This window comes from Ensifer sp. Root1252, from assembly GCF_001425885.1.
Taxonomy (GTDB): domain Bacteria; phylum Pseudomonadota; class Alphaproteobacteria; order Rhizobiales; family Rhizobiaceae; genus Ensifer; species Ensifer canadensis.
This window is the reverse complement of the sequence record NZ_LMDT01000004.1, coordinates 1-22,913: the sequence shown is the minus strand read 5'-3', so window position 1 is coordinate 22,913 and position 22,913 is coordinate 1. Positions and strand designations below refer to the sequence as shown.

The window sequence follows — 22,913 nt, the reverse complement described above, 5'->3', positions numbered from 1 at the left end:
GCTGTTCAGGCGGAGGTGGTCGAAAGCGCCGCGAGGTGATGCCCGTCGACCACCGGCAATTGCAGCCTGATCCGCGCGCCGGACCACGAACCGTAGAGGATATCGATACGACCGCCATGCAGCCGGGCGATTTCGCGGGCCAGATTGAGCCCGAGGCCAGCGCCGCTCGAACGCGGGCGCAGGCGGTAGAAGGGTTCGAAGACACGGTCTCGCTCGTCCTCAGGAATACCGGGACCCTCGTCATGGACCTCGATCCCGCCGCGGGCGTCGACCAGTACGGTGATCGTTCCGCGATTGGCGCTATGCTCGACGGCGTTGCGCAGGAGATTGGCGACCGCCTGCTCGATTTGCTGAACATGAATGCTGACCGGCACTGGCCGCGTCGCATTCGTCTCGAAGGCCAGTTCGTAGCCGGCCTCGAAGGCGAGCGGCGCGAAGTCGGCGGCCAACGTTTTGGCGAGCGCCACAAGGTCGACGACCTCGCGGGTGCCGCTGCCGTGCTCAAGCACCTGGCGTTCCAGAAGCTGTTGGGCCAGATGCGACAGCCGCTCGATATCTTTCCTTAGCCGCGCACTCTGCGGATCTTCCTGCAGCAATTCGGCGCGGGTGCGAAGGATGGCGATCGGCGTGCGCAATTCATGGGCCGCGTCTGTCAGGAACCGATTGCGTTGGTCGTAACCCTCGTCCAGACGAGAAAGCGCGTTGTTGAAGGCATGCACCATCGGCGCGATTTCCGTCGGCACCTGGGCGGTTTCGAGCTGCACCGCGCGATTGTCGATATCGATCCGCCCGGCCTGATCGGCTGTCGCAACGAGACCGGCAAGCGAGCGGCGCACAACGGCCGGCGTGGTGACCAACGTGGCGACGCCCATCACCAGGATGATCGGCAGCAGCAGGCAAAGGATAAGCAGCGCCAGGACCGGCAGCACGCGAAGCCAGTCCGGATTGCCATTGGCATCCTTTGCCATCTCGGCGTTCACGTTGATCTCGACTTCGAGCCCATCGTTCTCGTCGCGCGACGAGATCGAGGAGGCAAGGATCTGCACTCGGCCGACATCGGTGTCGACATTGGCAAGGGCGGCTTCCGGTCGAAGGTCGCCCTGATCGAACCGCAGCGTCGCGCGGCCGATATTCTTCAACAGCTCTCCACCAGCCGCTTCATAGGCGGCCGGAATGCTGCCTTGCTCGACCACATGCCCGTCGGCATCGCGGATGATGAACCAGAGATTGGGGAAGTCTTCCCGGAACGCACGAAGCTCCTCGGTGTCGCGCACAATGAGGCCGCCGCTCTTGTCGTGCGCCACCGCCTCGGACAGGTGCTTGATGGCCGCCTCGTTGTCGATGATCAGCCGAGGCTGGGCGATCGTCAGGATCGCAGCCAGCAGGGCGATGAAGGCGACGAACGTTGCCGCCTGCAGCAGGATCAGGCGGCGCACCAGGACCCATTGAAGCGAGCGAGGTTTTCTCATGCCGTTGCGCGCAGGAGATAGCCGAGGTTGCGGATTGCCCTGATCTCGACGCCGGCCGCGACCTCTTCGAGCTTTCGTCTCAGCCGCGAAAGGTGGGAATCGAGCGCGTTGGAATCGATCTCGTCTTCCATGGCATAGACGGAATCTTCCAGCGTTGCGCGCAGGACCGTGCGGCCCGGGCGGCGCATCAGCGCCTCCAACGCCAGCCTTTCCCGCCGCAGAAGGTCGAGCGGCTTGTCGTCGACGACCGCTTCGCGATGGCGGAAATCATAGGTCAGGCGGCCAACCATGATCTGGTCGGACTTGAGCGTGACGGGACGGCGACCAAGTGCACGAAGGCGCGCCATCAGTTCCTCGACCGCAAACGGTTTGGCGAGATAGTCGTCGGCACCGCCATCGAGACCGGCGACGCGGTCGTTGATGGCGCCGAGCGCCGTCAACATCATGATCGGCGCTTCGACGCGCAGCGCGCGCAGCTTCGGAATGAGGCTGAGGCCCTCGCCGTCAGGAAGGCGGCGATCGAGTACGATTACGTCGTAGGACCAGAGCTCGACCACGGCCTCGGCGTCGGCGAGCGTCGAAACATGATCGACGATCACCTGCCGACGCTCGAGCGCGGCCTTCAGGGCCGACGCCATTTCGGGCTCGTCCTCTAGCAGCAGGATGCGCATGCCGATCTCTCCTGAATGCGGTTCCGAAAGCGCCGGAGCCGCGGTGTCGAATGCATCATTTCTCAAATCGGGGGCGAGTTGAAGCGCTCACTCGCATTCGAGCTTCGGTTGACGGAAGTTCGTCACATACCAGCGGCCGCCCTGCTGTCGGGCGTAGAATGTATAGAAGCACTCCTGCTCCTCGACATAGCCCGGCGTTACGGTCTCTTCATAGCGCTGGCCGCGCCGCGTGTCGCGAATCTCACCGCTCGTCGAGCCGGAAACGACGTTGGTGGAGATCTTGCGCCATTGGTAGGCGCGCTGATCCCATCCGAGGTCAAGAACGGCGGTCGGCGGTCCGTAGTCGATGACGACCGATTCCACCGGCTGGCCGATATAGTTCTTCATCACGGTGGAGGCGCAGCCGGTCAGAATGAGGGCTGCGGTGATAGCGATGGCGGCGAAGGTGCCGCGCGCTTTGCAAAAGGGCATGTTCGATCCCGGGTTCGAATTGTCTACCCCGGAGCTAATCTGCCAAGATTACATAGACATTGCGGTCCTATTCGATAGCTTCCCCGACACTTCGACCGGTGTCAGGCGGCGCGGTCTGCAGAAGCGACGACGTCGTCGCCGATACTGGCATAGACCAGCCCCGGTTGAACGATCCATTCGCCCTTGCGCAGCGACTGTACGTCCGGACCTCCGGCAGCGTTGCGCGCGGCGACGCCGACGAACTGGTATCGAAGCCCGCCGCCGTCGGTCGCTATTTCGCGGATTGGCCGTCCGGCGAGGTATCCGACGACCTGCCCTTCGAAACGCACATTCGCCAGAATGAAATACTCGGTGGGCAATCTCCGGCTCTGTTTTGGCGCAAGCCTGAATGCGTTTCTCATCTTCATCGTCTGATACTCGTCATAGGATCTGTCGTTTGCTCCTTGAGGCATCGCTGCTGGCCGTGACGCCGCAAAGGAAAGGGGGCCGGCGTCTCAAGCCACCCGAAAGCGGCGCAAGCATGGCAGTGGCGTTCGAGCGCTGCCTCGGCCGATATTTCATTGGCGCACCGACTGATCACGCGTCGGGGCGCGGCAACACTTAGCCCAAGCGTGCATAGAAAATCGCTTGGGAAGAGGGAGTTTGGGAATAAGGAAACCGTAAAGCGCGGTGCTGCATACCATCCGTGTCAACGGGCCAAGTGGCCTCGTGGCCTTGGCGCGCGACGTTGACGGGACGCCATCAGGGCTGTTTGCGGCGCTGGTGTCGCCGCACATGTCTTTGCGCGACATGATACGGCCGGCATCGCTCAACAGATTCGATCGGACGTGCATTAGGATTGCTGGACGCAGAAGATCGCGAAGTTGAGAATGAACAGCACAAGAAGGCTCGCGAGAAAGCTTCCGAGGGAGACGAGCGCCCTTTCGCCGGCGGCTTTGCCACGGTGCTTTTGGGAGAAGATCGTGATGATCGCAACGCCCAGGGATATGCCGGCGACAACCGGCATGGACATCAGCTGCATCGTGAATCCTGTTTGGCGGTGCGGAACCTATCGGGCGCGCGCGGTGATCTTGAACGGACCGCCGTGGATGGGACCTACGGAATTCATCCGTTCACCGGCCGGCCGGTGGTCCGACCGCGGATACGCAGAGCGCCTTCGAGTGCATCCTTGACCTGCATCGCGCGGCGAAGCCCCGGAGACTGGGTCTCGCCCGCGGCCTCGATCGCGTTCTGTGCGTGGGAGATGGCGATACTGATTTCGGCATCGCTGACCGAACGGTCGAGCGCCAGCGCCTGGGCGGCTGCCTCATTTTCCATTGACATCATGTCACTCCATTCAATCACCCAGCATCGGGTGAGGAGCGTGTACTTAGGTGAAGCTGTGCGCGTCCCCAAGTGCATCGGGCGGCCCGATTCAAGCTATGCTTAATGAACCTTTAACGCGCGCGGTGAACTGCCGAAGATCGGCGGAGTCGGGCCACGCAGCCTCATGGCCGTCACATGCGTTCGCCGGGCAGTTGGCTGGCTTGCCCTACCCAGTCGGTGAACTGCTCTTCATCGAGTTGGTCGTCTTCGCGAATGTCGAGGTAGCGAACCTCCTTGTGCTTCGACTGGCCGGGCGGCATCGGATTGAGAGAGGAGCCGCGGAAGAACGCCACCTTGACGTACTTCGTGAAGACATGGATGCCGAGGAACCAGCCCTCACCCTCAATGCCATAGAGCGGAGAGTTCCATTTGACGGCCTTGTAGACGCCGGGGACTGTGCGTTCGATCAGCGCGTCGAGGCGCCGGCCGACATCGCTCTTCCAGCCCGGCATCGCGGTGATATAGGCCTGGACGGGGGCGTCGCCATAGCCCTTGGCGATCTGCGGGTTGCCACCGGACAGCAGGGGCACGTCGCCGGCCTGAGCCGGTGCCGCGGCGCGTGGTTTGTCTGCCTTTGCCGCCGCCGGCTTCTTGGATGTCTTGCTGGCCATCGCGCTTTCTCCTATCCGGCGGTGCGTCGCCCGCTAAGGTAAGGCAGCACGAACATGTAGAGACCGGTGGGCACGAGAATGGCGAGTGGGAACAGGGGTAGGAAATAGACCCATTCGGCGGGCTGCTTGCCTACGCCCAAGGCGATGAAGATGGCGGCGACCACCACTGCGAAGACAAGCGACGTCCAGCGGTGAATTTGACGAATCCAGTTGTTCCAGTTCATTGGCACCTCCTCACAATACCAGCCGCAACGGATCGGGCGATCCGCGTGGCGCGAACTCAAAGAATAGGGTTGGTCTTCAGTCCATCCGGCCCAGGACCGCCTCGAGCGCCGAAAGGAATCTCGGCCATCCGGCCGTTGCACCCTGATAGTACGGCTGCTGATCTGGCCGGAAACCGGACTGCTCCATGCGCAGCCGGGTACCGGCGCCCGTCGGGGTGAGCGTCCAGGTCACGAGGCTCTTCAGATCCTTGGTGTCCCAGCTATAGGATAGCGATTTGTTGGGTTCGACCGCCTGCACCTGACAGTCGACGGCGCCCCAGTCGGCAGTCAGATTGAAGCGGTGCCCACGGTCTGGCTTGAAATTGTTCTTCATCAGCCACTCCTCGATCAGGTGAGGCTGGGTGAGCGCGCGCCAGATCTTCTCCGCCGGATAGGGCACCTCCCGTTCGACGATGACGGTGAGCGTTTCGGTTGATGTTTCGGTCATTGGTCCATCCTTTTGAGCAAGTCTTCGAGGTCGTCGAAGCGGTTGTGCCAGAACCCGGCCATCTGGTTTGCCCAGCCGATCAACGGGTCAAGCGCGCCGTGCTGCGCGCTATAGTGGGTCAGGCGGCCTTCGTGCCGATCTTGCACCAGGCCGGCGCGCTTCAGGATCCCGAGATGTTTGGAAACGGCCGGCTGCGATATCCCGGCGTGCGCCGTAAGTGCCCCGACCGTCTGGTCGCCGTCGCGGCACAGCCGCTCAAAGAGCGCCCGTCGCGTCGGATCGGCAAGGGTTTTGAACAGGATCTCGTGCGGCTGTGGCGTCACAATTCAATAACTCGTTGGCTATGGATTGGATCAATAACCGCCGAGCTATGGGTAGTCAAGCCCGGTTCTGACGTCGTCGACGTTAGGTACAGCGGCAAACCTTGCGGAAGTCCGCGGCGTTGGAACCCTTCGTGCTCGAGGGCCTCAGGGCCTGCCATCCGTAAACTGCACAAGATCCCAAAGGTTGCCGTAGAGATCCTTGAAGACCGCGACGGTCCCGTAGGGTGCATCCTTGGGTTCCCTGACGAATTCGACGCCGCGTGCCACCAGATCGGCGTAGTCGCGCACAAAGTCATCGGTCCGCAGGAAGAGAAAGACGCGGCCACCCGCCTGGTCGCCGATATAGTTTTCCTGGTGGGGACTGGAAGCGCGGGCGAGTAGCAAGGAGGTGCTGCCGTCGCCGACCGGTTTGACGACGACCCAGCGCTTGTCCTGTTCCGGTTGATAGCTGTCCTCGACCAAGGCGAACTTCAGCTTGTTCACATAGAAATCGATCGCTTCGTCATAGTCTCGAACAACAATAGCGATGAGTGCGAGCGTCTGGTTCATTTTACCCTCTGTCCTGTGCTGGAAGTGCGCGGCGTTGCCGGCGTCAGTTTGATCGAGCATCGGCCAGCGTTCTGTGGAAAGCCACCATCGGTGATCGGCGCGGCCGGGCATGAGGCAGCAGACGGCGTCTAATCTGTCGGATCTACGATGTTGCAATCTTTGCTGGCGGTACCCAGCTAACACAAGCACTTTTGAGGTCGCGGGAGTCTTCGCATTGAGTTTGTCACATGAATTTTTCGGGCGTTCGCCCTTCGAATGGGTGCCGGTCGTCACGGGAGAGTCCGGAGATTTCGTCTATCAGCGCAGCGACGGACGAGCCTATGCCAAGGTCGCGACGGCGGCCCGGTCGGCCGAGCTTTCCGGAGAGCGCGATCGGCTCCTGTGGCTGCAGGGCAAAGGCATCCTGACGCCTGAAGTGACTGATTGGCACATTGCCGACGAAGGTGCCTGCCTGATCATTTCTGCAATCGAAGGCATCCCGGCAGTGGATCTTTCGGCTGCCGACCTACTCGAGGCCTGGCCGTCCATGGCCTGGCAACTCGGCTCTCTCCACGCGCTCGATGTCGGCCAATGCCCATTCGACCGCGGTCTGGCGCCCATGTTCGCGCGCGCCGTGGACGTGGTGGCCCGGGATGCCGTGAACGCCGATTTTCTTGCGGTCGATGATCAGGAGACACCCGCCCACGACCTTTTGGCGCGCGTGGAGCGCGAACTTGCGGTTCGCCTCGAGCAGGAAACGGGTGACAGGGTCGTCTGTCACGGTGATCCGTGCATGCCGAACTTCATGATCGACCCTCGAACCCTTCGCTGCAGCGGCATGATCGATCTCGGTCGTCTCGGAACGGCGGACCGCTACGCCGATCTGGCGCTGATGACAGCCAACGCCCGTGAAAGCTGGACGAGTCCGGATCAGGAGCAGCGGGCTTTTGCCATCCTGTTTGATACATTGGGAATTGTAGCACCCGATCGTGCGCGTCTCGATTTCTACCTGCGTCTCGATCCACTGACGTGGGGCTTGATGGCGCCACCCGTCGATGGGCCGGTTCCAGCGTGAGCCTGATGGCTCGGCTATGATGTCTACGTCGCGTCCGCGCGGCAGGTCACGGGCACGACTTGCATCGTGCCCGTGTTGCGCTATGGCGACAACCGTCTTGCCCGCTGGGCTTGGCGGTTGCCTTCCACCTCAGTTGATCAGAACCGACGGGGCCCACCGAGGTGATCCCCACGCAGCGATCCAGGGATCGTCGGGCGGTTCGCCGATTTCGGGAAGCCCGATATCGCGGCGCATCCGGTTGGAGAGGCCGGTTGTCTGGTTGACCAGTCGATGATGCCGCCAGGCTGCCCTGACGAGGCCGCCTGTTGTTCTCCAGATGCCAAATGTACGGCACAGTTCGTCGAGGGCTGCCGGCAGAGTGCCGGCGGCCGGAAATGATGTTTCACGCATGTGTTCATCCCGATGCTGCGACGCGATCGGGTCCTCTAAACGTTGATTTGGGCTTGGACGCGAATGGTCTCGCGGTGGGCCGGTAGCGTTAGGTCAGTTGGGAAATGCCGAGCCGTCGAAGGTCAGCGTTTAGGCGCTTCGTGAACCCGATGGGTCGACGCAGGATGCGAGATGCATCCCGAGCACAGCAACGAATCCACCAGAAGTGCGCATATTAAAGAGAGTATATGTCATCTCACGCCTCCTATAGTGTGGGTTGCTGACAATGCAACGTCGCATGAGAGTATTCTCTTCGCAAGTCGCAATTGCGAATTGCAAATATTGATGTGAGATATGTTGCTGAGTTGCAACACCGTTCTGTTGCCCGGGCATCGATACACCAGCGCACGCTGGCTCTGCCGTTCTATGAGACAAGGCTGCTGCCGCAAAGACTGTCTCTGTGCTACGGCCGCGGGCGCCCGTCGCCTGGAGCGGTGATCGCGGAAGCGTTCCGCCGTTCTTCTCGCTGCCTTTGCTTGCCGAATTTCTTAGTGAAACCGGAGGACGAGGCTTGTCTGGTCGGGTGTGCTTTTCCGGAGCGTGGCACCTGTTGGCCGATTGATGGCGAGCGCATTTATCGGCCGGGACCCAAGGGGGATGATCCCTGCATTGGATGGCGACCGCTACCCGCGCCTAGACAGTGGCAGGCCAGGCCGGCTTCGCTGTTCGAGCGATGCCAGCCTGTCCGAGACCATGCATAGGAGTGTGAGCAAAGGCCGCCGATCGCACCGGAAGGGCCGGTCCTACCTGCGGTCGCCTAAGCGCGTCGCGATGAATTCAGTCGCTGCGCTCTGCGCCTTGTCTTTCCATGTCGCGCAAAACTGCTGGGCTTTTTTGCGCGACATGCTTCTGAATTACTTCAGCTGGCCGGCAGCCTTTTCGATCGCGGCCGCTGCGCAGGCCTCATCGAGATTGCCACCAGGAGCGCCACCCACGCCGATTGCGCCAATCGTGACGTCACCGGCCTTGATCGGTACACCACCGGCGAGCACGAGAAAGCCTTCGATGTTGACCAGCTCGGCTGCGACCGGGTTCTTGGCGACGTTCTCTGCCATTTTCGAGGTCGGTGTGCGCGAGGATGCGGACGTGAACGCCTTGGCGCGAGCCGCCTCAACCGTATGCGGTCCGGCGTTGTCGGCGCGCACGAGCGCGCGCAGCACGCCGGCGCGATCGACCACTGCTGCCGTCACGTTGTACTTATCGGCGGCGCAGGCCTGGACCGCATTCGTGGCGATCTCGACGGCGAGGTTCGACGGGATATTCTTTTCGGTCAGCAGTTCGGCCTGGGCGGTGCCGCTGACGATGACGAGCGCGGAAGCCGTTGCGAGAAGGGTCTTGATCATGGCGTGGTTCCTGTCCTTTTTCCGGAGGAAGCGTTTCGCTTTTCCGAAACCAGAACTATCCAATCGGCCCCGCCTGCAGAATCCGCGATGGCACCACCTGGCATAGGTAGGACAACCTATGCCGGTCCCTTATCCGCGAGCGTTAGCCGCACGAACTCGGCCACCGAACTGGTGCCAAGCTTCTCGGCTATCTTCGCCCGGTGCGCATCGATGGTTCGTGCCGATATGTTGAGCGCTGCCGCAATCTCCTTGCTTGCCCAACCCAAGGCGACCATATCGAGAACCTCGCGCTCGCGTTCGGTCAGCCGTGCGAGCTGCAGTCGTGCCTCGCGCTTTTCGAGCCGTGCATCGAAGCTGGCGAATGCCTGCTGCAGCGCCTCCACCAACACCTCGCCGTCCACCGGTTTGGTCAGGAAATCCTGGATACCCGCCTTGAACGCCCGTCGACAGGCTGCGACGTCGCCATGGCCGGTGATCATGATCGTCGGCCAATCAATGCCGCGCGCGGCCAGTTTCGCGTGCAGTTGCAGCCCCGAAACCAAGGGCATGCGCAGATCGACGATAAGGCATCCCGGCTTCTCCTCATCGATATGCGTCAGGAAAGTCTGGGGATCGCCAAATGTTTCGACATTGATGCCATAGGTGCTGAGCAGAAAGGCGATCGCTGTCCGTACCGCCTCATCGTCGTCGATCAGATAGACCCGGTATTTGCTCACTGCGGCTCCTGTTCCTGCGCACGTGGCAGCGTAATCGTAAACCACGCCCCGCCACCTGCAGCAATTTCCGCTTCTATTCGGCCGTCGACGCGCTCGATCAGGGTCGAACACAGCGAGAGCCCCAGGCCCATGCCATCGGGCTTGGTCGTAAAAAACGGTTGAAACAGCTTGGGAAAAGCATTTGCGGCGATCCCCGGTCCATTATCACGCACGATGATCTTTACCTCGTCGCCAATGGCTCGTGTCTCGATTTCGACCTGCGCGTCTTTGGTCCCTGCGCCCTCCAGCGCGTCGGCCGCGTTGCGGATCAGATTGTGCAGAACCTGCTCCAGCTCAATCGGGTCGACGTCGGCCGCAAGCGGCTCCTTCGTCAGGTCGAGGCTAAGCTGGATGCCGCGTCGCTGAAGATCGGAGCCGGTGAGGGCCGCGATTTCGGCAACGATACCGTTGATCGCGCTGGTGATAGGCTCCGGTGTACGGTTGGAGGCATAGTCGCGCATCCGCCGCAACATCTCGCCCGCACGCTTCGCCTCGCGGACATTGACTTCAAGTGCCTCCGAGATCAGCCCGATATCGGGCTTGTCCGTGCCGGCCAATCTGAGCGCTGCCTGGCTGCGGCTGAGCATCGCCGTCAAGGGCTGCGTCAGTTCATGCGCTATGCCTGACGCCAGTTCGCCCATGGCGTTGACACGCGAAGCATGAGCAAGCAGCGCCTGCCGCTCCTGCAAGAGCGCTCGGGCTTCGGCCTCTCGCGTCGACTTCTGGGATTTCTGGACGGCGGCGCGCTGGCGCAATGCGAACACCAGCGCGAAAGACGCCAGTCCGGCCATTGCCGCAAAGCCGATCAACGGTCTCAAAGGCAGGAGCGCCTCAGTCGGCATCGGCCGGTCGAGTGACAGCGAGATCCGTTGGCTCTCACTGTCGATCGTCGATTCGAAATGGGCGGGGGCGACGAAAGATGTGTTGCCACTGACGGCATCCTCGGCCGGCAGGTCGAGCAACAGCTGCTCGTTGAGCGTAAGCCTGACGTGCGCCCATCGCGGTTGTTCCTCCTGCTCCAGCAGATGGCGCGCGTCGATGGAAATCACCAGCGCGGTGTTCGAAGGCGCCTGTGCCCGCTTGGCCAGCAGATACCGGCCACTACTGCCGACATAGGCCCCGACCTTGCCGCGCTGTTGTCGCGTGATTGCGTCGCGCAACGGGGAAAGATCTTCGCCCCCGCCGGAGGGGACTTCGAGCAACAGTTTAGGTGCGCCGCCACTTTGTGCCGTTGCGGCGCCTTGCTGTCCGACCTTGTCATCGAGCGAAACAAGCGCGAGCCAGGCGATGCGCGGATAGAAGCGCGCAACACTTTCCATCACCTGCCGGGTGGCGTCCAATCGTGTGGGGTCCGTGTCGCCGGTTAATGCGATCAAGCTGGTCATGTGGGCGTCGTGCTGCGCGGCACGCTGGGATATCAAGCGGTGCAGGGTCCGGCCCGTCACCGCCAGTTCATCGGTCAGCCGCTGCCGCGACGTTTCGACGGAATAGAGCGCAAATGCCGAGACCGCAGCGAGCCACAACGCCACGCCGAACAACCAGGACTTCAAGAGGGTGTTGCTCACTCAAACTCAACCAGGGTCAAAGATGACGTGGCTGGTCTGCTGCCGATGTCTTCGGCCTGATCCAACACGCGCAGCGTAAAATGAGCACTCAATTCAAACATGTCTCTGCTTCGCCGGCTACCGCATCCCAATCTGATGATTGACCCCAAAACGTTGGGGCCGTGAGACGTCATACCACACGCACGTGATGATGAAACCTGGCGGAACCTGACGCGCGGTGGCACACACCGCTGCAGCCCCACAGCGCCGCGCGTCTTATTAGACGCGCAAAGGTCGCTGTAGCACTTTGAATTGCTGCGCGTGCCATGCAGCAGCCGCATGGCCGGCATGATTTGCTTATAGCCGCTGCGATTTCCATATGAGGTGCAACACCAGAATTCGAACGTGATACCAGCGCCGCGGCTCATCCTGCCGGGCGCGAAGGAGATAACATGGTCGGGATCCCAAAAACGCTTGAAGACATGAGCATGCGCGAACGGTGCTGCATGCTCGAAACGGTCGCCGGTGCGCTCGATGCTGTCGCCGAAGAGGCCGAAGACCTGGGCGACGCCCGTTTTGCCGCCAACTCGAAGTGTGTTGCAGGTACGATCCGCGGATATGCCGACAACCTCGGAACGCAGGATCTCAAATCTGCCGAACTTCTTCTCGAGCTGGGGATTACGCTCGTGCATCTGTCCTCGACGAGATCAACTGCTGCCGTGGCTGCTGTGATGACCCACACACCGGAAGCCTGCCATTAGAGGATTTCCAGGAAAAGCGCGAACGGTTTTCCGTCCGGAAATGGGTAAAACATGGCGTTAGAGCGTTTCGCGGAAACGCTCTGGCCGTCCTGGCAATGCCGTCATTGGCATCGCCGAATTGGCGAAAGACACTGACGGTTTCAACGGTCGCTGCACCGGGCAGATTGGCGCGCAAGTCCCGCAAGGGTATCCGCACGCTCGTTGCCAACGAGCCCGGAATGGCCCTTGCACCACGCGATAGCCAGTTGGGGATTGCGAGACAGCTGAAGATCGATCGCCATCCAAAGCTCGGCATTGGCTATTGTCCGGCTTCTGGCCTTCGCATTAGGGACAATCTTTTTCCAGCCGTTGTTCTTCCAGATCTGGCGCCAGCTGTTGCAGCCATTTACCGCGTAAACGGAATCGGACCAGACGATTGCGCGTTCGCCTGAGGCATTGCCGTTGACCCACAGCGCTGCCTTGAAGAGCGCGGTCAACTCCATTGTGTTGTCGGCGGAAGGTCGGGCGCCGCCAAACTCGGATGCTATTTCCGCGCCATTGCGATAGACGACGAATGCCCATCCGCCTTTGGCAGAGGTCGGTTCATACGAGCCGTCCGTAAAGACGTGAAGGCCCTCGGAAATGGGCAGTATCTCGGCGGTGTGATCGGGAGCACAGAGCTTGGTGAAAATGCCGTTCATCTTGCCATTTAATCCTGTCGCGTACATCTGCCTAACGTTTTACATTCTGAAGTGGGCTCAAGGCAGAAGCCGCCGTACGATCCATACGGGGTTTGTGGAAGCGGATGCCGCTCGAAATAGGCTGGCGACGCCACGACCGCGATTGGGACGCGCTGAAAACGCAAGTTGGGCAGGAGCTGGAACGCCTGTCGTTCCAGCTCCTCACGGCGGTTACTCGGCGAAATGAGTCAGCCAGTGGCGCGGCTTGTTGTCCGCCAGCTGAGCGACCCGGTCGATCTCATTGCTCATCGCCCAGGCCATTGGCTGCTGGTGCAACGGCAACATGATCATTTCGTCCTTGACCATCTGGAGTGCCTTGGTCTGCAATTCGAGCCGCTTCGTTCGATCCATTTCGGTCGATGCCTGGATGATCAGCCTATCAATATCTGGATAGCTCCAGCCACCCCAGTTGAAAACGCCCGCCTTGTCGCTCCTCGTCTCGATCATCTGGAGCAGGATCGAGTAGCTGTCGAGCATCGGCTCGTTCGCCCAGCCGATGAGGTAGACATCAGATAGCCCCCCCGTGCGCTTGGGCGCCTGTGCAGCCGTCGGGCCTATGTCGAGCTGCGGCTTGAAACCGGCGCGGCTCAGCATGTTGACGATACTCTGGCAAAGCTCCTCCTCGTTGATATAGGCCTCGTTCGTGCAGACGAGGGTGAAGGGGAGATCGCTGGCGCCGGCTTCGGCGAGCAGCTTTTTTGACAATTCGGGATCGAACGGCACCACCATGTCCAGTGCTTCGGCATACCCGGGAATCTCAGGCGCAATGATCGTCCCCGCGATCCTCGACTTGCCGCGCATGACCCGCTTCTGAATGAGGTCCTTGTCCAGCGCATGGGCGACAGCCTGGCGGACACGCAGGTCGTTGAACTTGTTGTCGACGCCGTTGGCCAGGTTCGGTTTGCGGTTGAAACCGACCATGATGGTGCGCAGGTCGGTGCGCTCCATGACCTTCAGGTCCGGCTGCGCGACAAGGCGCGGGATATCCTGTGCAGGCGCATTCTCGGTGAAGTTGATCTCGCCCGACAACAGCGCGGCTACTCGCGTCGCTGCCGAGATGATCGGTGTGAACTCGATGCGATCGATGTTGGACTGCGACGCGTCCCACCACTCGGCGTTCTTGACGAGAACGGTTTTGCTGTCGGGCGCGCGGCTCTCGAGCTCGAACGGACCCGTGCCGTTGGTGTGGTAGGTGGCGTAGCCTTCGATCCTTTTGCCGACATCCGTCGGCTTCAGCGAGTTGTTGTCGGTGAGCCAGGTAGCGTCGAAAATGTGGATATTCGTCAGGTCGTTCAGCAGCAGCGGGGAGGGTCCGACCAGTTCGATATCGACAGTGTGGTCGTCGACCTTCTTCGCCGACTTGTAGGCCGGAAGGTTGCCGCGGAGCGGGGACGCCGGATCGCTGACCCGAGTAAGAGAGGCGATCACGTCGTCCGCGGTGAAGTCGGCGCCATCATGGAACTTCACGCCCTCGCGCAGATGGAACCGCCAGACCGTATCCGATACGGTCTCCCAGGATATCGCCAGCGCCGGCTCGATCTTCAGTTCGGCGTCAAAGCGGACAAGCCCCTCATAGACGTGATTGAGAAAAGACAGCGTGTAGCTGTCGCCATAAGAATAAGGGTCGAGCGAATAGATGTCGCGCGAAGCGCCCCATTTGAGCGTTTCCGCGTGACCAGCCGCGGAAAGCGCAGCCGACATGACGGCCGCGAGGGTCAGTTTCTTGAGCATTCTGCAGTTCTCCCTGGTTGAGGTCACCTATCCCCTTGACGGGAATCTTTTTCGTAAAAGGCACGGACGGCTCGCAGGCGATACGTCGGATCGCCGGGTCAGCCAGTGGCGCGGCTTGTTGTCGGCGCGGACACGATCTGCTCAATCCTGACGGTCATCGCCCGAGACCACCGGCTGCCGCTACAGCGGGAACATGAGCAACGCGTGCTTGACCCGAGCGCGCCCGTTTCGATCGCCAGACGCTTTGGCGGTCGAGCTCCTTAGCCAGCAAGGTAATCAAGTTGTCAGCGTTGAAATCCGTATCGTTGCCAAACTCGCCACCTTGCGTAGCTTGAAACGCCAAATCTTGTTGTCGATAAGCTGCCAGTCGATAGCCAGCGCAAACACCATCTAAGACTGTCCCGTGCCAACCCTTCATAGACGTGGTTGAGGAACGTTCGATGCGGAATGGGGATAGCGTGAGAAGATGCACGCCGATCGGCTCAGCGGAGCGTGTTGGGTGTGCGCCACTCGCAAAAAGCCCAGCGGATACGCTGTCGCGACGGTCTTCCAAGGACCTTGCATCAACACTGCTCCTCCCTAGCTCGTGCCTGCTAATCGGGACCATCGCACACAGACAGCGTTTGTCAACGTAATTGTCGACAATACTGAGTACTATTTATAACGTATTTGTTCACAATCCGGGTCTTGGCATCGGCTTTGCGCCGGAATCGACGCTGGATCTTCCCAACCGCAATTTCGAGCTCAGGAAGGTGAGGGGTATCACGCTGACCGTGGCCCTTCAGCCGAGCGGTGCCCTCCTCGTCGCGGAGGCTTATTCCCCGCAGGACGCTCTGAACTGGTTCGGCGTCAAGGCCGCAAACGCCGCCAACCCGGTCCCCGAGTGCCTCGAACAATTTTCGCCCCATTCCTACGCCGCGGCCGGCAAGGAACTCCACTTCCTTCGTCACCCGGAAGCCCCCGGTCGTCTCTATGCGCACGACGGCATGCGAGCGACCCCTAAGACCACCCGCTTTTGGCTATGAGGGCAGCGCCGGCATTGTTATGTTGAGGTGGCTTAAGGGGCGGTGGGACAGTCTGTATTACGGTGATCGTTTGTTGCGGAGCGCTCGGAGCTCGGCAAGAAAGGAGGCATAACTGCCGTCTGGCGCAGGGACGAGACTGAGCCTTGGAGGTCCTGGTCCCAGGTTTGCGAATGGTTGTTTGGGCGGCGGCCTTCTTGCCTGGTCGAACCGCGGAGGGATAGCCGAAGATTGCAAGATGTAGCCTTCGAAGAAGCTGCCGAAGCCCGGCCTGTAGCAGCCGATGGCCAGCGTTCCTTGTTAGCTTTGGCGGAGGGGCGTGGTCGATTCACGAAGAATAAGCTCGACCGGCCAGAGTTCGTGGATCTCGGATGCGGGTCTGCCGGCGAGCAGTTGCAGCACGAGATCGGCGGTGCGCGCGCCGGCGGCGCGCATGGACGAACGAGTGGCGGAGAGCGAGGGGACCATGGTCTCGGGTGTCAGATAGGGAAAGACGTCGTCATGGGCGATCACGGAGATATCGCGTCCGATTTCGAGCCCGATGGAGCGCGCTGCCCGGTATACCCCAAGTGCCGTCATCATTGAGCCGGCGACGAACGCCGTCGGGCGGGGGGTCTGCTCGAGGAAGGAACGTGCGAAGCGGAAGCCAAGCTCGTCGGTAAAGTTGCCGTGGGCGACGAGACGCGGGTCAAACGGGATGCCTCGCTGTTGCAATGCATCTCTGTATCCCTTGTCGCGATGAAGCGAGAACGTTCGGCCCTCGCGCCCATTGATCATCGCGATGCGTCTGTGCCCGAGATCGAGCAGATGTGATGTTGCACGGTGAATGGCGCCCTCATTGTCGATATCGAGCCAGGCATGGGGCACGTCGGTTTCGGAACGGCCATGGACCAGGAAGGGCATGCCGAGCCTGTGCAGCAAGGTGATGCGTTCATCATTCGGTTCCGGCGAATGCACAATCACGGCGTCCACCCGGCCGCTTACGGCCAGCCGGCTGTAGAGTTGGATCTCGCCCTTGGTGGCTTTCTCGTCCATTGGGCTGACCAGGATGTCGATGTCCTGGGTTCCCAATCTCTCCGCCATGCCACTCATGAACTCGGAGAAGTGGAATTCGCCGGACCGCCCCATGACGACGCCGATGGCGCCGGCGCGCCCGGTGACGAGCCGTACAGCATTGATGTTCGGACGATAGCCGAGGCGGGCGGCTTCCTCGGCCACCCTTGTTCGCGTTTTCTCGCTGACCTCGGGATAGCCGCTCAGAGCACGGCTGACTGTCGTCGGCGAAAGGCCCAGTTGTTGCGCGAACTCCCTTAGCTTCATGCGATACTCGTATCCTCAGCCCTCATTATCCTGCAGGAATATACGCCTTCACCGCCGGTAACAATCCAATTGTCGGCGCGTTCCCACATGCATCTCCTCGCGAGCAAATAACCAAAGCGTTTTAAATTTTGACCGAACATGCGTAAATCCATATTTGCCGCTTGTCTCCATCATAAACGATCATGCACTCGGCAATATATTGAATCATAATAATAAAATTCTGAGTACCCACGTATTTGCAGGGGGTTTCTCGAAAGGGTTGACAGATTTTTCTGCTTCTGGCAGCTTTTTCCAACCAAACCGCTTTCGAATTACTGAGGAGTTTTCGAGCGGCATAGGGGAACCAGGAGGAGTCAACCGACATGAGAGCCATTCTCAGCGCCTTGAGTTTTTGCACGGCCATCGCCGCAGCCGATGTCGTCGTAGCCGCCGAGCTTTCGCTGGCGGCCAACACGACCGGGAAGAACGTCAATTTCATCCGCGAGCAACTCGACGTCTTCGAGAAGCAAACCGGCCACAAGGTGAGCCTGGTCACCATGCCGCCGTCGAGCAGCGAGCAGTTCAGCCAGTACCGTCTGTGGCTTGCCGCCGGAAACAAGGACGTCGACGTCTACCAGACCGACGTCGTCTGGGCGCCGCAGCTCGCCGACCAGTTCGTCGACTTGACGGAAGCGACCAAGGATGTCGTCGGTCAGCACTTCCCGTCGATCATTGCCTCGCAGACCGTCAACGGCCGCCTGGTGGCCCTGCCGGCCTTTACCGATGCGCCGGCGCTCTACTATCGCAAGGACCTCTTGGAAAAATACGGCAAGGCGCCGCCGAAGACCTGGGACGAACTGGCGGCGACCGCCAAGGAAATCCAGGAGAAGGAACGCACCGCCGGCCAGCCAGACCTCTGGGGCTACGTCTTCCAGGGCAACGCCTATGAAGGATTGACCTGCAATGCGCTCGAATGGGTCAAATCTTCAGGTGGCGGCCAGATCGTCGAGCCGGACGGCACAATCTCGATCAACAACGAGAAGGCGGCGGCAGCCATCGACCGCATCAAGGGATGGATCGGCACGATTTCGCCGCAAGGCGCGCTTGCCTATCAGGAAGAGGAATCGCGCGGTGTCTGGCAGACCGGCAACGCCGTTTTCATGCGCAACTGGCCCTATGCCTACGCGCTCGGCAATGGTGACGACAGCGCGGTGAAGGGCAAGTTCGCCGTCACGCCGCTGCCGACGGCGACTGATGGCGATCAACCGTCCTCCACGCTCGGTGGCTGGAACCTTGCCGTCTCTAAATATTCTGACGAACAGGAAGCGGCGATTTCTCTCGTCAAGTTCCTCGCATCCCCTGAGGTGCAGAAGCAGCGGGCCATCCAGCTCTCGAACCTTCCGACGGTTGCTGCTCTTTACGACGATGCGGAGATTGCCAAGGCACAGCCGTTCATGCCGGCTTGGAAGCCGATCTTCGAAAGTGCCGTGCCGCGGCCGTCGGCGGTCACCAAGGTCAAATACAATGAGGTTTCCGCCAAGTTCTGGAATGCCGTTCACAACACGCTGTCCGGCAACGGCACGGCGGCAGAAAACCTGGAACTGCTCGAAGTCGAACTCACGGAGATGAAGGGCGACAGCTGGTAATCCTCCCGGGGCGAGGGAAGTGCTTCAGGGCCTTCCCTCGCTCCACTGAGCCACTCCGGCGCGCTGGATTACAGGAAATTCCGGACAGAGAACAGTTTCACACTTTTCCCGGAATTGCCTTGGCGGCGCCGTTCCTCTCAGGCCAACCGCTCGGCCGTGCGCCGAATGGCAAGGGTGAGTATAGACATGACCGACCTTTCCCTAGCAGAGCCTCCTGGAACACTCGAGAGTGGTGCCAGAATCGGCTCCGACCTCAACGCCCAGCGCATTCGTTCCGCCTGGGTCTTTCTCGCGCCGACCTTGCTGGTGTTGGCGTTGGTCGCGGGCTGGCCGCTGCTGCGCACCATCTATTTCAGCTTCACCAATGCGTCGCTGACCAACCTTGATGGCGCCGAGTTCGTCGGTTTCAAGAACTATCTGAGCTGGATCACGCTGAAGAGCGGGCGCACGGTCTATAACGGCCTGCTTGCCGATCCCGCCTGGTGGAACGCCGTCTGGACCACGCTGAAATTCTCGGCGATATCCGTCACCATTGAGACGGTGTTGGGACTGGTTGTGGCGCTGGTGCTGAACGCCCATTTCCCGGGGCGCGGGCTGGTGCGGGCGGCGATCCTGATCCCCTGGGCCATTCCGACGATCGTTTCCGCCAAGATGTGGGCGTGGATGCTCAACGACCAGTTCGGTATTCTCAACGACCTGCTGCTCGGCCTTGGTTTGATCAGCCAGAAGATCGCCTGGACGGCCAATCCGGAGACCGCGATGGTCGCGGTTTTGATCGTCGACGTCTGGAAGACGACACCGTTCATGGCGCTGCTGATCCTCGCCGGGCTGCAGATGGTGCCGTCGGATATCTACGAGGCGGCCAAAATCGACGGGGTTCATCCCGTCAAGGTCTTCTGGCGGCTGACGCTGCCCCTGATCCGGCCCGCTCTGATGGTCGCCGTGATCTTCCGCATGCTCGATGCGCTGCGCATCTTCGATCTCATCTATGTGCTGACGCCCAACAATGCGCAGACCAAGACCATGTCGGTACTGGCGCGCGAAAACCTGTTCGACTTCGACAAGTTCGCCTATGGCGCCACCGCCTCGACGATGCTGTTCCTGATCATTGCGGCGATCACCGTCGCCTACATGTGGTTCGGCCGGGTCAATCTCGAAGGAGGAGAGCGCTGATGATCGCCACTCTTACCAGACGCACGGCGTTCTATGCCCTCGTCGCCGCCATTATCATCATGGCCGTCTTCCCGTTCTATTACGCGGTCCTGACGAGCTTTAAATCCGGAACCGCGCTCTTTCGGGTCGATTACTGGCCGACTGAGATCTCCTTCGAGAACTACGCAGGGATCGTCTCGAGCAGTGGCTTCCTGCGCAACCTCGCCAACTCCCTGCTGGTCGCAACCGTCGTCGTCGCGGTGTCGCTGCTGCTCGCGGTCACCGCTGCCTATGCGCTGGCACGGGTGCGGTTTCGCGGACGCGGGCTTTTGCTTCTAACGATCCTGTCGGTGTCGATGTTTCCGCAGATCGCCGTGCTTGCCGGTCTGTTCGAACTCATCCGCTCGGTCGGGCTTTTCAACACGCCGCTGGCGCTGATCTTTTCCTACATGATCTTCACGCTGCCCTTCACGGTCTGGGTGCTCACCACCTTCATGCGGGATCTGCCGGTCGAGATCGAGGAAGCGGCGATCGTCGATGGCGCCACACCCTGGGTGATCATCACCCGGGTGTTCATGCCGCTGATGTGGCCGGCGCTGGTGACGACGGGCCTGCTCGCCTTCATCGCCGCCTGGAACGAGTTCCTGTTTGCGCTGACCTTCACGTCTTCAGACAGCCAGCGCACCGTGCCGGTCGCGATCGCGCTTCTTTCGGGCAACAGCCAGTACGAAATTCCGTGGGGCAACATCATGGCCGCATCGATCATCGTCACCGTGCCGCTGGTGATCCTCGTTTTGATCTTTCAGCGGCGGATCATTTCCGGGCTCACGGCCGGCGGCGTCAAAGGATAGGGGAGAAAAACATGGCAGAGCTTCAATTGCGCAACGTGCGCAAGTCCTTCGGCGCCTTCGAGGTGATCAAGGGCGTCAGCATGGATATCCGGGCCGGCGAGTTCATGGTCTTCGTCGGACCCTCCGGCTGCGGCAAGTCCACGCTGCTGCGCTTGATTGCCGGGCTCGAGGAAATCACGTCCGGCACGCTTTCCTTCGACGGGCAGGTGGTCAACCAGTTGACGCCGTCGAAGCGCGGCATTGCGATGGTGTTCCAGTCCTACGCGCTTTACCCGCATATGACGGTCTTCGAGAACATGTCTTTCGGCATGCAGCTTGCGGGCAAGGACAAGGAGAGTTGCAAAAAGAGGGTGGAAGCGGCGGCGGAGATGCTGCAGCTCACCCCCTATCTCAAGCGACTGCCCCGGCAGCTCTCCGGTGGCCAGCGGCAGCGCGTCGCGATCGGCCGCGCGATCGTACGCGACCCCAAGGTCTTCCTGTTCGACGAGCCGCTCTCCAATCTCGATGCGGCACTTCGGGTCGCGACCCGGATCGAGATCGCCAAGCTGCATCGCAGTATGCACAAGACGACGATGGTCTATGTCACGCATGATCAGGTCGAGGCGATGACATTGGCAGATCGCATTTGCGTGCTACGGGATGGCGTGGTCGAACAGATCGGCACGCCGCTCGAACTCTACGAGAGCCCGAATTCTGTGTTCGTCGCCGGCTTTATCGGCTCGCCGAAGATGAACTTCCTCTCGGGCGCTCTTGCTGCTCCCTACGACGCCCACACGATCGGCATCCGGGCCGAGCATCTGGAAATCAGGGCGGGTGACGGCAAATGGTCCGGGACGGTGGTGCATTCCGAGATGCTGGGGTCCGACAGCTACATCTATCTCGATATCGGCTCCGCCGAACCGGTCATCGTCCGGGAAGGTGGCACCTCGCTTCACCAACCGGGAGAGATCGTACAGATCTCGCCGGTCGGTGACAACATTCACCGCTTTGATGCGTCGGGGCTGGCCCTGGGCCGTGCGCCCATGAGAGGGGCCGCTTGACAAGCCCTGGTGAACACTGAGACGGCCTTAAGCTTCGGGGTCGCCAATTCATGGCGACCCGATCAATCGTAAGACGACATGCCCGTGACGGGCGAACACGCAGGGAGAATGACCGTGCCTATCAAAACAGTCGTATGGGGCGAGAACATCCATGAGCAGACCAACGAGGTCGTCAGGAGCATCTATCCGAACGGGATGCACAACACCATCGCGGCAGCACTGAACACGGACGTTTCGATCGAGGCAACGACGGCGACGCTGCAGGAACCGGAACACGGCCTGAGCGAGGAGCGGCTGGCCAAGACCGATGTGCTTCTGTGGTGGGGGCACAAGGATCACGGTGCGGTCAGCGACGAGGTCGTCGAGCGCGTTGCCAAGCGTGTCTGGGAAGGCATGGGCCTGATCGTCCTGCATTCCGGCCATTTCTCCAAGATCTTCAAGCGGCTGATGGGCACGCCATGCGCATTGAAGTGGCGCGAGGCCGGCGAGCGTGAACGGCTGTGGGCGATCAACCCGCGCCATCCGATTGCCGAAGGCATCGGCGAGAATTTCGTGCTCGAGAACGAGGAGATGTACGGCGAGCAGTTCTCCGTGCCGGAACCGCTGGAGACGGTGTTCATCTCCTGGTTTGCCGGTGGTGAAGTGTTCCGTTCGGGTCTGACCTGGCGCCGGGGCGCCGGCAACATCTTCTATTTCCGCCCGGGTCACGAGACCTATCCGACCTATCACGACGCCAACGTGCAGAAGGTGCTGCGCAATTCGGTCAANCGGGGCGCCGGCAACATCTTCTATTTCCGCCCGGGTCACGAGACCTATCCGACCTATCACGACGCCAACGTGCAGAAGGTGCTGCGCAATTCGGTCAAGTGGGCCTACAACGTCGACAATCGCTACACGGCGATCCATGACGCGCCGAACGTGCCGGTCGAAAACGCGCTGGAGCCGATCGTCGAGCGTGGGCCCAGGCTACATCAGGCCGGCGAAGCGGGTTACAGGTGAGCATCATGCGTCTTCTCGTTGTTGGAACCGGCGGCATGGCCAACAGCCATGCCCAAGCCTTCGCTCAGATCGAAGGCGTGGAAATGGTGGGAGCGGTCGATGTCGACCCCAAGCGCGCCAAAGGCTTTGCCGAGAAACACGGCATAGCCAATACGTTCACCTCGCTCGACGAGGCGATTGCCTGGGGCAAGTTCGATGCGGCGACGAACGTGACGCCGGACAAGGCGCATCACCCGACGACACTGGCATTGCTTGCTGCCGGCAAGCACGTGCTGTGCGAAAAGCCGCTGGCGGAAAACTACGCCAAGGCGGCGGAAATGGCCGATGCCGCGGAGCGATCGGGGCTGGTGACCATGGTCAATCTGACCTATCGCAACGTCGCGCCGCTGCAGAAGGCG

At 61.0% G+C, this 22,913-nt stretch carries 27 protein-coding genes and 1 pseudogene; 10 read left to right on the top strand and 18 right to left on the bottom strand.

What is annotated here, in order from left to right; genetic code table 11:
* Window positions 1–5: 5 nt before the first annotated feature.
* From ASD02_RS06535 to ASD02_RS06485, 11 genes are all read right to left on the bottom strand, one after another.
* Window positions 6–1,469: a HAMP domain-containing sensor histidine kinase gene (locus tag ASD02_RS06535; protein ID WP_057212646.1), complete on the bottom strand. Its 1,464-nt coding sequence runs from the start codon at window positions 1,467–1,469 to the stop codon at window positions 6–8.
* Window positions 1,466–2,140: a response regulator transcription factor gene (locus ASD02_RS06530; protein ID WP_057212644.1), complete on the bottom strand. Its 675-nt coding sequence runs from the start codon at window positions 2,138–2,140 to the stop codon at window positions 1,466–1,468. The genes ASD02_RS06535 and ASD02_RS06530 overlap by 4 nt, the downstream gene beginning before the upstream one ends.
* Before the next feature lie 87 nt (window positions 2,141–2,227).
* The gene (locus tag ASD02_RS06525) at window positions 2,228–2,611 is read right to left on the bottom strand and encodes a hypothetical protein (protein ID WP_025429624.1); all 384 of its coding nucleotides are present in this window, start codon (window positions 2,609–2,611) and stop codon (window positions 2,228–2,230) included.
* A 101-nt stretch (window positions 2,612–2,712) separates the two neighbouring features.
* Complete coding sequence (locus ASD02_RS06520) at window positions 2,713–3,018, bottom strand: hypothetical protein (protein WP_025429623.1); 306 nt, start codon at window positions 3,016–3,018, stop codon at window positions 2,713–2,715.
* Window positions 3,019–3,443: 425 nt separating this feature from the next.
* A complete protein-coding gene (locus ASD02_RS06515; RefSeq protein ID WP_057212641.1) occupies window positions 3,444–3,632 on the bottom strand; it encodes a hypothetical protein in 189 nt (62 codons plus the stop codon).
* A gap of 83 nt (window positions 3,633–3,715) precedes the next feature.
* A complete protein-coding gene (locus ASD02_RS06510; RefSeq protein ID WP_128090555.1) occupies window positions 3,716–3,934 on the bottom strand; it encodes a hypothetical protein in 219 nt (72 codons plus the stop codon).
* A 173-nt stretch (window positions 3,935–4,107) separates the two neighbouring features.
* Complete coding sequence (locus ASD02_RS06505; protein ID WP_025429620.1) at window positions 4,108–4,587, bottom strand: DUF1801 domain-containing protein; 480 nt, start codon at window positions 4,585–4,587, stop codon at window positions 4,108–4,110.
* Window positions 4,588–4,598: 11 nt separating this feature from the next.
* The gene (locus tag ASD02_RS06500; RefSeq protein ID WP_025429619.1) at window positions 4,599–4,811 is read right to left on the bottom strand and encodes a hypothetical protein; all 213 of its coding nucleotides are present in this window, start codon (window positions 4,809–4,811) and stop codon (window positions 4,599–4,601) included.
* A 76-nt stretch (window positions 4,812–4,887) separates the two neighbouring features.
* The gene (locus tag ASD02_RS06495) at window positions 4,888–5,298 is read right to left on the bottom strand and encodes an SRPBCC domain-containing protein (protein WP_025429618.1); all 411 of its coding nucleotides are present in this window, start codon (window positions 5,296–5,298) and stop codon (window positions 4,888–4,890) included.
* Window positions 5,295–5,621, bottom strand: coding sequence for a metalloregulator ArsR/SmtB family transcription factor (locus ASD02_RS06490; protein WP_025429617.1), 327 nt, complete (start codon window positions 5,619–5,621; stop codon window positions 5,295–5,297). The genes ASD02_RS06495 and ASD02_RS06490 overlap by 4 nt, the downstream gene beginning before the upstream one ends.
* A gap of 144 nt (window positions 5,622–5,765) precedes the next feature.
* Window positions 5,766–6,170, bottom strand: a complete 405-nt coding sequence (locus ASD02_RS06485) for a VOC family protein (RefSeq protein WP_025429616.1) — start codon at window positions 6,168–6,170, stop codon at window positions 5,766–5,768.
* A 214-nt stretch (window positions 6,171–6,384) separates the two neighbouring features.
* Between ASD02_RS06485 and ASD02_RS06480 the strand changes: the two genes are divergently transcribed.
* Window positions 6,385–7,224, top strand: coding sequence for an APH(3'') family aminoglycoside O-phosphotransferase (locus ASD02_RS06480; RefSeq protein WP_057212639.1), 840 nt, complete (start codon window positions 6,385–6,387; stop codon window positions 7,222–7,224).
* A gap of 129 nt (window positions 7,225–7,353) precedes the next feature.
* Here the strand turns inward: ASD02_RS06480 and ASD02_RS06475 are convergent, their stop codons facing one another.
* The 4 genes from ASD02_RS06475 to ASD02_RS06460 all read right to left on the bottom strand — a co-directional run bounded on the left by ASD02_RS06475 (window position 7,354) and on the right by ASD02_RS06460 (window position 11,316).
* The gene (locus ASD02_RS06475) at window positions 7,354–7,614 is read right to left on the bottom strand and encodes a hypothetical protein (protein ID WP_063978395.1); all 261 of its coding nucleotides are present in this window, start codon (window positions 7,612–7,614) and stop codon (window positions 7,354–7,356) included.
* Window positions 7,615–8,507: 893 nt separating this feature from the next.
* Window positions 8,508–8,996: a heme-binding protein gene (locus ASD02_RS06470; protein WP_057212636.1), complete on the bottom strand. Its 489-nt coding sequence runs from the start codon at window positions 8,994–8,996 to the stop codon at window positions 8,508–8,510.
* A 116-nt stretch (window positions 8,997–9,112) separates the two neighbouring features.
* Window positions 9,113–9,712: a response regulator gene (locus tag ASD02_RS06465; RefSeq protein WP_025429612.1), complete on the bottom strand. Its 600-nt coding sequence runs from the start codon at window positions 9,710–9,712 to the stop codon at window positions 9,113–9,115.
* Window positions 9,709–11,316 carry an ATP-binding protein gene (locus ASD02_RS06460; protein WP_156407904.1) on the bottom strand — a complete coding sequence of 536 codons (1,608 nt, stop codon included), beginning with the start codon at window positions 11,314–11,316 and terminating at the stop codon, window positions 9,709–9,711. Before ASD02_RS06460 ends, ASD02_RS06465 begins: the two co-directional genes overlap by 4 nt.
* A 431-nt stretch (window positions 11,317–11,747) precedes the next feature.
* Here ASD02_RS06460 and ASD02_RS06455 point away from each other — a divergent pair, with 431 nt between their 5' ends.
* The gene (locus ASD02_RS06455) at window positions 11,748–12,056 is read left to right on the top strand and encodes a hypothetical protein (RefSeq protein ID WP_025429610.1); all 309 of its coding nucleotides are present in this window, start codon (window positions 11,748–11,750) and stop codon (window positions 12,054–12,056) included.
* Window positions 12,057–12,196: 140 nt separating this feature from the next.
* Here the strand turns inward: ASD02_RS06455 and ASD02_RS06450 are convergent, their stop codons facing one another.
* The gene (locus ASD02_RS06450) at window positions 12,197–12,736 is read right to left on the bottom strand and encodes a ribonuclease H (protein ID WP_057205818.1); all 540 of its coding nucleotides are present in this window, start codon (window positions 12,734–12,736) and stop codon (window positions 12,197–12,199) included.
* A gap of 210 nt (window positions 12,737–12,946) precedes the next feature.
* Window positions 12,947–14,506, bottom strand: a complete 1,560-nt coding sequence (locus ASD02_RS06445; protein ID WP_057220387.1) for an ABC transporter substrate-binding protein — start codon at window positions 14,504–14,506, stop codon at window positions 12,947–12,949.
* 635 nt (window positions 14,507–15,141) lie between these two features.
* Between ASD02_RS06445 and ASD02_RS06440 the strand changes: the two genes are divergently transcribed.
* A complete protein-coding gene (locus tag ASD02_RS06440) occupies window positions 15,142–15,531 on the top strand; it encodes a hypothetical protein (RefSeq protein ID WP_057220386.1) in 390 nt (129 codons plus the stop codon).
* A 297-nt stretch (window positions 15,532–15,828) separates the two neighbouring features.
* Here ASD02_RS06440 and ASD02_RS06435 read toward each other — a convergent pair whose 3' ends face one another.
* Complete coding sequence (locus ASD02_RS06435) at window positions 15,829–16,848, bottom strand: substrate-binding domain-containing protein (RefSeq protein WP_025429608.1); 1,020 nt, start codon at window positions 16,846–16,848, stop codon at window positions 15,829–15,831.
* Window positions 16,849–17,210: 362 nt separating this feature from the next.
* Between ASD02_RS06435 and ASD02_RS06425 the strand changes: the two genes are divergently transcribed.
* The 7 genes and pseudogenes from ASD02_RS06425 to ASD02_RS06400 form a co-directional block, all read left to right on the top strand.
* Window positions 17,211–18,473, top strand: coding sequence for an ABC transporter substrate-binding protein (locus ASD02_RS06425; protein ID WP_057212624.1), 1,263 nt, complete (start codon window positions 17,211–17,213; stop codon window positions 18,471–18,473).
* A gap of 186 nt (window positions 18,474–18,659) precedes the next feature.
* Window positions 18,660–19,646 carry a sugar ABC transporter permease gene (locus tag ASD02_RS06420; RefSeq protein WP_057212622.1) on the top strand — a complete coding sequence of 329 codons (987 nt, stop codon included), beginning with the start codon at window positions 18,660–18,662 and terminating at the stop codon, window positions 19,644–19,646.
* Window positions 19,646–20,476 carry a carbohydrate ABC transporter permease gene (locus ASD02_RS06415; RefSeq protein ID WP_025429604.1) on the top strand — a complete coding sequence of 277 codons (831 nt, stop codon included), beginning with the start codon at window positions 19,646–19,648 and terminating at the stop codon, window positions 20,474–20,476. The genes ASD02_RS06420 and ASD02_RS06415 overlap by 1 nt, the downstream gene beginning before the upstream one ends.
* Before the next feature lie 11 nt (window positions 20,477–20,487).
* Window positions 20,488–21,516, top strand: coding sequence for an ABC transporter ATP-binding protein (locus ASD02_RS06410; protein WP_057212620.1), 1,029 nt, complete (start codon window positions 20,488–20,490; stop codon window positions 21,514–21,516).
* Between the two features lie 114 nt (window positions 21,517–21,630).
* Window positions 21,631–22,283 (top strand): annotated as a pseudogene (locus tag ASD02_RS06405) (ThuA domain-containing protein); the annotation flags it as partial.
* A 1-nt stretch (window position 22,284) separates the two neighbouring features.
* Window positions 22,285–22,515: ThuA domain-containing protein (locus tag ASD02_RS39550; protein ID WP_210178306.1), on the top strand; the 231-nt coding region annotated here is incomplete at its 5' end.
* 5 nt (window positions 22,516–22,520) lie between these two features.
* A partial coding sequence (locus ASD02_RS06400) for a Gfo/Idh/MocA family oxidoreductase (RefSeq protein ID WP_162255901.1) occupies window positions 22,521–22,913 on the top strand: 393 nt, incomplete at its 3' end.